Source organism: Photobacterium sp. SKA34, from assembly GCF_000153325.1.
GTDB lineage: Bacteria > Pseudomonadota > Gammaproteobacteria > Enterobacterales > Vibrionaceae > Photobacterium.
Genome location: NZ_CH724141.1, coordinates 80,503 through 90,559 on the forward strand (window position 1 = coordinate 80,503; position 10,057 = coordinate 90,559).

Genomic DNA, 10,057 nt, shown 5'->3' on the forward strand with positions numbered 1-10,057 from the left:
TATCATGTGCGCTATAGCGCACGGTACAGATGGATTTATTTGTACGTTATAGCGCACAAAAGGAACTTTATCATTGTGCGCTATAACGCACAACAGGAAAGATGATGAACGAAGAAATTTTTAAAGCCAGAATATCAAAACATTTAAAAGCATTGCGTGAGAAACAAAAACTTAGCCTAGATGCGACGTCAAAGTTAACTGGTGTATCAAAAGCCATGCTTGGACAAATAGAGCGTAAAGAGTCTAGCCCAACCGTGGCAACCTTGTGGAAGATATCTAGTGGTTTGAATTCATCATTCACTGCTTTTTTTAGTGATCAAAATGATACAGATGGAAGGATCTTTCCAGCCGATATCGATATGCATGTTAAAACGTTAATCACTTATGATCCTACGGTTAGATTTGAGATGTTTGAAATCACGCTAACCCACTTTCATACGCAACATTCGTCTCCGCATAAGACTGGAACCATTGAACATTCTGTTGTTACTGAGGGAGAATTAGGCGTATATATCGATGATAAATGGCACTATTTATCCAAAGGAGAAAGTATTCGATTTGAGGCAGATAAACCTCATGACTATCGCGCGGTGACAGAAAGCGTCGTATTCCATAACATCGTTTCTTACTCAACAGTGATGCATGAAGACTAGGTTTATATGAATAAAAAAGAGAGTAGACATGTCGTTCACTCTCTTTTTTATTCATTATGTTAACTGGCAACGTGTGAGTATTTATCCCGCACTAGATCATGCATTTGTTTTACTGTCATTAGTGATAACCAAACCAACTCATATGCAGCTTGCTCATTAGTAGGTTTATCTAAAGTCATTGGTATATCTGTCTCATCAAAATATGGAAGCTCAACGACTTTTCCATCTTGAATGCTTGAAATCAAAGCATCCATTGCATTATTAATAGTTCCTTCCCAATCCGTTGGGCTATGTATTGTGGTTCCATTTCTCGCAAGAGGAATAAGTAAACATAGATAATAAGACAGCAAACGATTATGACTGAGCATCTCTTCATAGTATTGAGGATCACGGCGCGTGAAGCGAGGCTCATTCTGCATCTCATTATAAATCAGCTCTAACCCTCGCTCTTTCGATAACATATCCAAACGTTGTTTACCAAATTGAGTGGGCTCAATCTTATTACTTTCAGATTGAAGTTCCTCATAACACATCAAAAATAAGGTTTTAGTTGCTTGAAGTGCTCTAACTGATTGAGCATGGATCTCTTTCCCCCGCCATTGTGGCCAAAGTAAACTATAGCCAACTAACACTAAAGAGCACCCGATAAGATTATCTATCATTCGTGGAGCAACAATATCAATGCCACTGCTAGCTATAATTTGAAACGCCAACACCAACATCGCTGTGATACAACCAACCGCAAGTGCATAATTTTTAATTATATTAAACATCGCAACTGTCAGTAGTATAGTTAACAGTATATAAATTTGGAGTTCAGAGATACCAAGGAAAATCAGTACAGTCGCAAATAATAAACCAGAGCCTGTGCCAAGCCATCTTTGCCATATTTTACTCCTTATAGATGAAAAGCTCGGTTGGATAACCATTATAATTGAAATAAATACCCATTCTGGATGCGCTAAATGAAATGAATCCGCAATAACAGCGCCGACAGTAAAAATCATTGAGAAACGCGCCACATGTCGCCATATTGGGTTATTTTTCTTTGGCCAGTGCCATGCTAATTCAAAGGGTTGAATTTCAATTTGTCTTTCAAACGATGGCTGATCTAGTTCAACCCTTCGAGAAAGATATTTAATGCTTGCCGCCCAGTAACGAAATCTTGTCTGTTGATTTAACTCTGCTTGAACGGCATCAATCAATTCATCTGCAATGGCAATACACGATTCTTTCGGGAGTGTAACTTGCGTATGTTGAAGCGCTTTTGCTTTACACAATAACCTCTGTTGACAATTTTCACTCCATTTCATCAACAGATTACGTTTCTCTTCATCATGTTGAAACTGACTGATCAGATCTTTATTTCTGGTATGACAACTTATCAAACCTTCAAAAATATCAGCGGCAAGGAATAACTCTTGTTTTAAAGAATTCACATCGTTTTTTGATGATAAAAATGACTCGGATTGCACTGCTTGCTCAAATAATTCAATCAACTGATATTTGGTTTCTATTGCTTTTTTCTCGATACCTTCGCCCAATAAAAACTGAGTTCGGTGTTTAAAAAATGCATTAAGCTGATCATAAATAGCAATTAAACCTACTTTTAGCGCATAGTGTTTCCATAATGCAAACCAAGCCCAACTGAATAAAGCAAAACCTAATGGACCTAAAACCAGCATCAAATAGGAATACATGTCTGCTTTTGAGTTATGCAGTGACAAGGCCATAACAGTAATAAATAAGCTAGAGATTCCCAACCGCCCCCAAAACTGACCATTTAGGGCACAACCTGCGGCTAAAATCGATAACACCCCATAAATAATCCACAATGGAATAGCACAAGAAAGCATGAAATAAGAAAATATCAACGCAGTAATCCAAACCACTGATGAGATCAAAAAGCGCGTCCATCGTCTCGGTCCAGCAATATCTAATCCACTAATTAAAGCTGCAGGTAATGTCATTAACGCCGTCATTGCATAATTAACTTGTCCAGAAATTAGACCAATTGCAATAACCAATAACATTGCACTGAATGCACGAAAGCCAAAGTTAATTGAAGGGGTATACCATATTTTACGGACGACTGAAGGTAGCATTAACACACCAATACATATCAGTTACATGAATGGTTAACCTAACATGATTAGGCCGTTAAAACGATAACGCAGATTTATACTTATTTGCTTCTTTTAAAGAATAAGAAACCATAGACGTATATTAAAATAGCCCTATTTTTATTATGATTAAATAAAGTATAGGGCTAGGTTTAACCACTCTATGTAGTGATTTAAATCGGGATTAATAGCTTACAGATAAGGTTATAACTTTCGACCCAAGCGTTTCTCGACTTGTTTTTTCTCCCATTCAGGACCGAAAATATTAAGGACTTCAAACGCACTAAGCGCATGGCTCACAATACCAATCCCCCAGCCCAATGCAGGCCACACCGCCCACCAATAACCAGGACTCGTAAAATAGTTAATTACGAACAATCCACTTATGACTAATACGTACGTAGTTAGATTAGAGTAAAACCCTTTAATACCTTTAACATAGTTAAGTGCTTTTTTTTCGTCTTCTGTGACACTGATTTCTTTATTCATTGGCGGCTCCATTTGAAGGTCTGATACTTGTATTTCAAACACAGCAGCTAAAGATTTGAGTGATTCTAGCCCCGCCTTTTGTCCTTGCTCAATACGTTGAATCGTACGAATACTTAATCCACTTAATTGAGAAAGTTGCTCTTGAGACCAACCACGTTGTAGTCGTAATTTACGAATAATCATTACAAATCCTTTTTGCTACTTTCCGCCAAAGCCTAACGTTATCTTATCAAAAACATCACGTCACAAGCCTGACAAAAACACGAAAACCCTTATTTATCATAAAGTTAAAATTATCACTAAAATAACATTTTTCACCTATGCCGCTAATTTGACGTTTTTGACACGCAACTAAACGTTATCAATAATTCCTATTTTAAAGTCTTCATGAACAAGTTCACTCTCAAATACTCTGCTTGCATCACTCTTTCCAACTTTCGTGAAATAGCTCGTATTATTATGTAAAAGTGAAACACTCAAGTATTCACTTATATACGATGCCTAATAGCACAGGACAGTCGGAAAACTTAACAAGGAATAGTTATGAAATTGGCATAAATACTCATGTTCACACTCTTAATTTCAGGGTGTATTAACAGAGATGAAATTTACGCTAACCCACCAGCCAAATTAACAGAAAGCATCAATGCTATTCTTCCTGCAGCGACTGAATATGTAAAACATCAAGAGAAAATCGCGCAAGAAAAAGGTGAACCATTGAATGAGCAAGCATTAGCTATTGCCAAACGCATCGGTATTAAACACCCAGAAAAGTGCATATTTACTACAGCAACACGCTTCCATTCCCTACAGATCCAACATTAGCACAATTGGCCAAAAAATCTGGTTATGCGGGTCCTAACATGGCGGGATACAACTATGGATATGGTATTTGGATAAAAGATAAAGAACGAGATAATCGCGAACTCTTAGCCAATGAACTTATTCATGTTCGTCAATTTGAGCTACGTGGTGTACAAGAGCAAATTCGTCAATACTTGATGCAAATATATAACAGGTTACCACAGCACTCCATTAGAGATTGAAGCATACCGTGAGGCGAAAAATTACATTTAATTTCAACTCTCGTCATCAAAAACAATATCAGGAAGCCAAGCATTAGACTTCCTGTTCATCTTTATACAAATTAATGACTCAACACATCCACATTTTTGCTTTTTTCAGCGAGATACCGTTACTCTGTAACATACGGTAGAATAAACAAATTACAGAATGTAGACGTATAGAGATCAGCACAACATGAAACGTATTCCAACCAACATTATTACTGGCTTTTTAGGTGCTGGTAAAACAACTGCGATTCTTTCTCTTCTTGCTCGTAAACCTGAAAATGAAAAATGGGCAATTCTTATCAATGAGTTTGGCAATGTTGGCGTCGATGGCGCAATTCTCGAACAACAAGGCGCCATTATCAAAGAAGTTCCTGGTGGCTGCATGTGCTGCGTCGCTGGATTACCCATGTCTGTTGGTATTAATGCCCTACTGGCGCAAAAACCTGATCGCTTGCTATTAGAGCCAACAGGATTAGGCCATCCTAAAGAAGTGATCAACAAGTTAACTTCAGGTGTGTATGCAGATTACGTTGATTTACGTGCCACCATCACGCTTGTTGACCCTCGTCACTTTGCTGATAGTTTCTATACTAATAATGAAAACTTCCAAGATCAGCTTGCTCTTGCCGACGTTGTTGTTGCTAACAAGATCGACCAATGTGATGACTACGATCTTTTCACTTTCCAATCAGCAATTGAACAAGCAGAACCAAAGAAAGCCTTAATCGGTGAGGTAGAGCTAGGTAAACTAGAACTAGAGTGGCTTGATATTCCACGTATTGATCGCGCTGCACAACATAGTCATCACCATCATCACGACGATCACCACCACGATATAGCCCCAGAGCCAGAGATTGAGCTATTACCAGGGCAGCAATTCATTCGTAAAGAGAACCACGGTCAAGGATTCCACAGTTGTGGTTGGTTCTTTGACGCCGATCAACATTTTGAATTTTCAAAGCTTTTCAGTCTATTCTCAAGCTTAAATGCGAACCGTGTAAAAGCTGTCGTGAATACTGAAAATGGTTGTTTTGCCTTTAATGTAGTAAATCAAGTGGTTTCAGTTAACGAATTATCACTCGAAGGTTTTGAATCCCGCATTGAAGTGATTGATAGTGAAGTTTTACCTTGGGATGAACTTGAACAAATTCTTCGCTCTATTATATTACCTTCAGTTAAGAACAACTAACGCATTACAGTTACTCACTGATAACTCAGTATTTAATCGTTTCTTCCTATTTCACCAATAGAGGAAGAAATAACAAAAAACTGCTAGTTTATTAAATAGAGCTCATAAAAACACAAGGGAGCACACATGCTAAACCCTAGCACTGCTAAAGCAGTCATCGATCATGCGCTATTTTTAGGTGCCGATTTTGCCGAACTCTTTGTTGAACATCACCAATCTAACTCTGTGCAGTTAATTTCAGGTGAGATCGATAAAATCAACTCAGGGATCGATTTTGGTATCGGTATTCGTCTATTTTTCGGTTTTAAAGTTCTGTACGGCTACACCAACAGCACAGACGAAGAAGAATTGAAACGCGTTACTAGCCTACTGGCAGCAAAAGATAAACGTGAGCAAATTTTGTCTGCTGGTAGTTTGAATTTAAACCGCTTTACCAATAAACATAGTTGCCAGTTACCATTAAGCCAAGACGCTAACATGGCAGCAAAAATTGCGTTTTTACGCCAAGCTGATGAAGCGGCTCGTGCTGAAAATGAAAAGATCAGCCAGTTCATCGGTAACATTGGCCAACGTGAACAACAGATTGAAATCTTCAACTCTGAAGGTTTACACATTGGTGATACTCGCCACTACACCCGTATTTCTGCTAATGCCGTCGCGCAAAATGGTAGCGAACAATCCACTGGCTATGAAGCGCCGGGCGCATTCACAGGTTGGGAATTTAATAGCAAGGTCAATCCAGAGCAGTTAGGTCAAGATGTGGCTAAACAAGCGATGGTTAAACTGTTTTCTGATGCTTGTCCGTCAGGCGAAATGCCAGTGATCATCGGTAATGGTTTTGGTGGAGTCATCTTCCACGAAGCCTGTGGTCACTTGCTTGAAACCACCTCTGTTGCGAAAAAAGCCTCTGTTTTCTACGATAAAATGGGCGAAACCATTGCCAATTCAGTCGTGAACGCAGTTGATGATGGCACTATGGTAAACGAATGGGGCTCTATCAATATTGATGATGAAGGCATGGAAACCCAACTCACTCAGCTTATTAAAGACGGGAAACTTACTAGCTTTATGGTTGATCGCATGGGCGGCATGAAAACAGGCTTTGCTCGTACAGGTTCTGGTCGTCGTCAGTCATATAAATTTGCACCAACTTCACGTATGCGTAATACCTTTATCGAACCCGGCGATAGCAGTCTCGACGATATGCTAGCTGGTGTTGAGCGCGGTATTTACGCTAAAAAAATGGGTGGTGGTTCAGTTCAACCCGGTACAGGTGAGTTTAACTTTGCAGTGCAGGAAGCCTACCTTGTTGAAAACGGTAAAATTACTAAGCCACTGAAATCTGCAACTCTAATTAGTACTGGTCCTAAAGTATTAAAAGAAATCAGTATGGTTGGTAATGATTTTGCACTTGCGGCAGGTATGTGTGGCTCCGTCAGTGGCTCAGTACCGACAACTGTGGGTCAAGCTGCATTGAAAGTTGATAATATTCTTGTGGGAGGTGGTAACTAATGGCTGATCAAAATAAATTACAGCAGGCCATCGACCATGTGCTTGAGCGTGTAACTCAAAAAGGCGCGAGTGCCGATGTGATTGCTAATCGCAGTAATAACTTCTCGCTTAAAGCCAATAATGGCGAGCTCGATGAATACAAGGTAACGTCAGGACAAGTGATTGGCGTCCGCGTGGTAAAAGATCAGCGTATTGCCACCAGCTATTCTGAGTCATTAGATCCAACGAGCCTTGATCTAATGGTTGATAACGCACTATTGAACGCTGAATATTCACAGCAAGATCCGCATCAAACCATTAGCTGTATTGATAGTAAAATCAGCACAGATTTAAGCGAGATTTACCAAGATGATGATGGCGATGTTGATCAAAAGATCGCTCTAGCCCTATCACTAGAACAAGGCGTAGTAAACAAACCTGACGCTAAAAGCGCCCCATACAATGGCTTTGCTGAATCAGACGCACATGTAATTTTAGCGAATACCCAAGGTACGCTTTGCCACCACAGTGAGCGTTCAACCTACTGTTATGCTTATAGCTTAATTGAAAAAGACGGCAAACAAGCGATGCATGGCGGTATGTCATCAGGTCGTAAATTCAGTGAGTTAGATGCTAACTTCTCTATTAACTATGGCTATGACATGGCGCAAGCCCTTCTCGATGGTTCGCCTATTGCCACCAAACAATATCCTGTCATTTTCACCCTAAGCTCACTTAGTAGCTTATTCGGTGTATTTGGAATGTGTACTTCTGGTCAAGCTGCAATGAAAGGCATTAACCCTTGGCGTGATGCGATTGGTAGCCAAGTTGCAAGCTCGTTCATTACCATTACAGACAAAGCTTATATTGAAGGTGGTTTTTCGATTAAAGCCTTTGATAGCGAGGGTTTTGCCACCCGCGATACTGTTCTAGTAGGTGAAGGTCAACTAAATAGCTTGCTGCATAATAGCCATACAGCACGTTACTTCGGTATCGAAAACACCGCTAATGCATCACGCTCCGCAAAAGGTGGGTTAGGTGTCGGGTCTCGTCACACTGTTATTTCAGTTGGCGCAAATAGCGTTGATGAAACAACGAGTGGTGAGTATGTAGAGCTTGTTGAATTGCAAGGTGTTCATTCTGGCGCCGATGCTATCAGTGGTGATTTTTCATTTGGCGCAAGTGGTTTCTTATGCCGTGATGGTCAACGTATTCAAGCAGTACGTGGTATTACGGTAGCAGGTAACTTCTACCAAATGATCAAAGAAATTGACGCAGTTAGTAATGTATTAGAACACGATTATAATCGTAGTTTCTATGCACCGAAAATTCGTTTTGCTCGTCTAAACATTGCAGGTAAGTAAATAACCCGATAAAGCCTTGCAACTGTTTACTTGTTCAAATAAGTTATTCAGACGCAAGGTTTTATTTAAACTAGCTCTTAACACTCGCATCGCAAGAAAAACGCCCAATAAGGATTGCTATTTGTAGTAGTTAGATACGTAGCTTTATGTATCCTCTTATACTCAATTCCAAGAAACCGTTTATACCTATAACATAACGCTGCCCCTTCATCATTACTTAATTTTCAATCAATCATTTTCATGGTTCATAATTCAAGATATTTACCTATTAACAAATAAGGAAATATAAAATGATATATCTTTATTTAAGATATTTAAAAAGCACTCTCAAACAGAAAGTGCTAACTATAGTTATGTTCGTCTTTTACGCTCTTCAGATTCAAGCTCATAAAAAACGTTCCAAACTTGCTGTTCCATCATTTCGTTTTTAGCTAATAATTCTTTTACTTTGGCATCTAACGTCTCATCAATTCGAGGGATGAAATTTACAGAATAGATATCAAACAGCGTTCTAAACTCTTCCATTGTCGGTAAGCAATTATTCATATCTTCAAAATCTTCGAATATCTGATAGATAGTCGTCGACATGTCGCGCCTAATAAATTCTAAATCTAAGTTGTCCATAGAATCTCCTTTAACTTATCGTAAGCGTGCCATAAACACCGCATTCTAATCACTTTACTCGAAGAATAAGATCAAATCTCCAATCCAAAGGAGATTTAAAATGGCAACACGACGTACCAATCAAGAATGGCAGACTTTGTTTGAGTGCTATGAATCCAGCCAACTCACTCAACGTGCTTTTTGTGAACATCACGGATTAAGTCTTTCCACGTTTCATGCCAAACGCCAACAGTTAACACACCTTCAAACACCACAGACTAACGGCTTCGTCAAAGCAAACGTTGTAGAGCAGACAACACGTTACCATATGACGCAAATACCTACCGCGAATATGACACTTTTTGTCAACGACGTTGAGCTGAGTATTCCTCAAGGCACGCCCGCTGCCTACCTGGCAGAACTCATTGGAGCCTTGTCATGAAACATATGCTAAGTGCACCAGATATTTATCTGTATCGTGAGAGTGTCGATTTTAGAAAGTCCATCAATGGCCTCGCGGCGATTATCGAAAGTGACACCGATTTACCCTTGGGAAGCGGCGCACTATTCCTGTTTACCAATAAACAGCGCGACAAAATCAAAGTGTTGTACTGGGATAAAACAGGCTTTGCACTTTGGTATAAACGCCTTGAAAAAGCCAAGTATAAATGGCCGTCAAAAGAGAAAAATGACGTGTTTACCCTGACTCAATGCGAGCTTGATAGACTGCTTTCTGGCTTCACGATTATCAGCCATAAACCCGTTCAAATAAACGATTTTACAATGACTTAATCGATAATAAAGCTATATCCACCAAGCGTTAACGGCATGACTTTAGTATAATAAATGCCATGAAAAAGACGCCAAATATCAACCCAGAAAGCCAAGATGTTGCCGAGCTACAAGCGATGGTGAAAGAGTTGTTGGCGTTGCAAAAACACAGCGAATCTCAGTGGAAACAAGAGCGTCAATCTCTGCTTGAGCAACTCAAACTGGCTTTCGACCGCCAGTTCGCAAAACGCTCGGAGGCGTTAAAGCCCTACGATGAATCTCAAGGTGACCTCTTCAACGA

The 10,057-nt window shown here is 39.6% G+C and carries 11 protein-coding genes and 1 pseudogene; 9 read left to right on the forward strand and 3 right to left on the reverse strand.

What is annotated here, in order from left to right; all coding sequences use genetic code 11:
• Positions 1 to 104 precede the first annotated feature (104 nt).
• Positions 105 to 653: a helix-turn-helix domain-containing protein gene (locus tag SKA34_RS01725; RefSeq protein WP_039859577.1), complete on the forward strand. Its 549-nt coding sequence runs from the start codon at positions 105 to 107 to the stop codon at positions 651 to 653.
• A gap of 59 nt (positions 654 to 712) precedes the next feature.
• Here the strand turns inward: SKA34_RS01725 and SKA34_RS01730 are convergent, their stop codons facing one another.
• A complete protein-coding gene (locus SKA34_RS01730; RefSeq protein ID WP_006643766.1) occupies positions 713 to 2,758 on the reverse strand; it encodes an FUSC family protein in 2,046 nt (681 codons plus the stop codon).
• A 222-nt stretch (positions 2,759 to 2,980) separates the two neighbouring features.
• Positions 2,981 to 3,448, reverse strand: a complete 468-nt coding sequence (locus tag SKA34_RS01735; protein ID WP_006643767.1) for a 2TM domain-containing protein — start codon at positions 3,446 to 3,448, stop codon at positions 2,981 to 2,983.
• Between the two features lie 381 nt (positions 3,449 to 3,829).
• On the opposite strand from SKA34_RS01735, the gene SKA34_RS23425 reads away from it, so the two are divergent.
• The 5 genes from SKA34_RS23425 (at position 3,830) to SKA34_RS01755 (ending at position 8,382) form a co-directional block, all read left to right on the forward strand.
• Positions 3,830 to 4,090 (forward strand): hypothetical protein, encoded by a 261-nt coding sequence (locus SKA34_RS23425; RefSeq protein WP_006643768.1) that lies wholly within the window; start codon positions 3,830 to 3,832, stop codon positions 4,088 to 4,090.
• Entirely contained in the window at positions 4,039 to 4,311 is a 273-nt protein-coding gene (locus SKA34_RS23430) for a hypothetical protein (protein WP_232284197.1), read from the forward strand. The genes SKA34_RS23425 and SKA34_RS23430 overlap by 52 nt, the downstream gene beginning before the upstream one ends.
• Positions 4,312 to 4,525: 214 nt before the next feature.
• On the forward strand, positions 4,526 to 5,527 hold the full coding sequence (locus SKA34_RS01745; protein ID WP_006643770.1) for a GTP-binding protein: 1,002 nt from the start codon (positions 4,526 to 4,528) through the stop codon (positions 5,525 to 5,527).
• A gap of 126 nt (positions 5,528 to 5,653) precedes the next feature.
• Positions 5,654 to 7,039, forward strand: coding sequence for a TldD/PmbA family protein (locus SKA34_RS01750; RefSeq protein WP_006643771.1), 1,386 nt, complete (start codon positions 5,654 to 5,656; stop codon positions 7,037 to 7,039).
• Positions 7,039 to 8,382: a TldD/PmbA family protein gene (locus SKA34_RS01755; protein WP_006643772.1), complete on the forward strand. Its 1,344-nt coding sequence runs from the start codon at positions 7,039 to 7,041 to the stop codon at positions 8,380 to 8,382. Before SKA34_RS01750 ends, SKA34_RS01755 begins: the two co-directional genes overlap by 1 nt.
• Before the next feature lie 351 nt (positions 8,383 to 8,733).
• Here the strand turns inward: SKA34_RS01755 and SKA34_RS01760 are convergent, their stop codons facing one another.
• Positions 8,734 to 9,006: a hypothetical protein gene (locus SKA34_RS01760; RefSeq protein ID WP_006643773.1), complete on the reverse strand. Its 273-nt coding sequence runs from the start codon at positions 9,004 to 9,006 to the stop codon at positions 8,734 to 8,736.
• Between the two features lie 100 nt (positions 9,007 to 9,106).
• Here SKA34_RS01760 and SKA34_RS01765 point away from each other — a divergent pair, with 100 nt between their 5' ends.
• The 3 genes and pseudogenes from SKA34_RS01765 to SKA34_RS01775 form a co-directional block, all read left to right on the forward strand.
• Positions 9,107 to 9,427: a hypothetical protein gene (locus SKA34_RS01765; RefSeq protein ID WP_004998436.1), complete on the forward strand. Its 321-nt coding sequence runs from the start codon at positions 9,107 to 9,109 to the stop codon at positions 9,425 to 9,427.
• A complete protein-coding gene (gene tnpB, locus SKA34_RS01770; RefSeq protein WP_006643774.1) occupies positions 9,424 to 9,777 on the forward strand; it encodes an IS66 family insertion sequence element accessory protein TnpB in 354 nt (117 codons plus the stop codon). Before SKA34_RS01765 ends, tnpB begins: the two co-directional genes overlap by 4 nt.
• Positions 9,778 to 9,836: 59 nt before the next feature.
• Positions 9,837 to 10,057, forward strand: a pseudogene (locus SKA34_RS01775) (IS66 family transposase); the annotation flags it as partial.

What these genes read in the sequence shown, in the direction of transcription:
- SKA34_RS01725 (WP_039859577.1), top strand. Translation starts at nt 105, where the DNA reads ATGAACGAAGAAATTTTTAAAGCCAGAATATCAAAACATTTAAAAGCA.
- SKA34_RS01730 (WP_006643766.1), bottom strand. Translation starts at nt 2,758, where the DNA reads ATGCTACCTTCAGTCGTCCGTAAAATATGGTATACCCCTTCAATTAAC.
- SKA34_RS01735 (WP_006643767.1), bottom strand. Translation starts at nt 3,448, where the DNA reads ATGATTATTCGTAAATTACGACTACAACGTGGTTGGTCTCAAGAGCAA.
- SKA34_RS23425 (WP_006643768.1), top strand. Translation starts at nt 3,830, where the DNA reads ATGTTCACACTCTTAATTTCAGGGTGTATTAACAGAGATGAAATTTAC.
- SKA34_RS01745 (WP_006643770.1), top strand. Translation starts at nt 4,526, where the DNA reads ATGAAACGTATTCCAACCAACATTATTACTGGCTTTTTAGGTGCTGGT.
- SKA34_RS01750 (WP_006643771.1), top strand. Translation starts at nt 5,654, where the DNA reads ATGCTAAACCCTAGCACTGCTAAAGCAGTCATCGATCATGCGCTATTT.
- SKA34_RS01755 (WP_006643772.1), top strand. Translation starts at nt 7,039, where the DNA reads ATGGCTGATCAAAATAAATTACAGCAGGCCATCGACCATGTGCTTGAG.
- SKA34_RS01760 (WP_006643773.1), bottom strand. Translation starts at nt 9,006, where the DNA reads ATGGACAACTTAGATTTAGAATTTATTAGGCGCGACATGTCGACGACT.
- SKA34_RS01765 (WP_004998436.1), top strand. Translation starts at nt 9,107, where the DNA reads ATGGCAACACGACGTACCAATCAAGAATGGCAGACTTTGTTTGAGTGC.
- tnpB (WP_006643774.1), top strand. Translation starts at nt 9,424, where the DNA reads ATGAAACATATGCTAAGTGCACCAGATATTTATCTGTATCGTGAGAGT.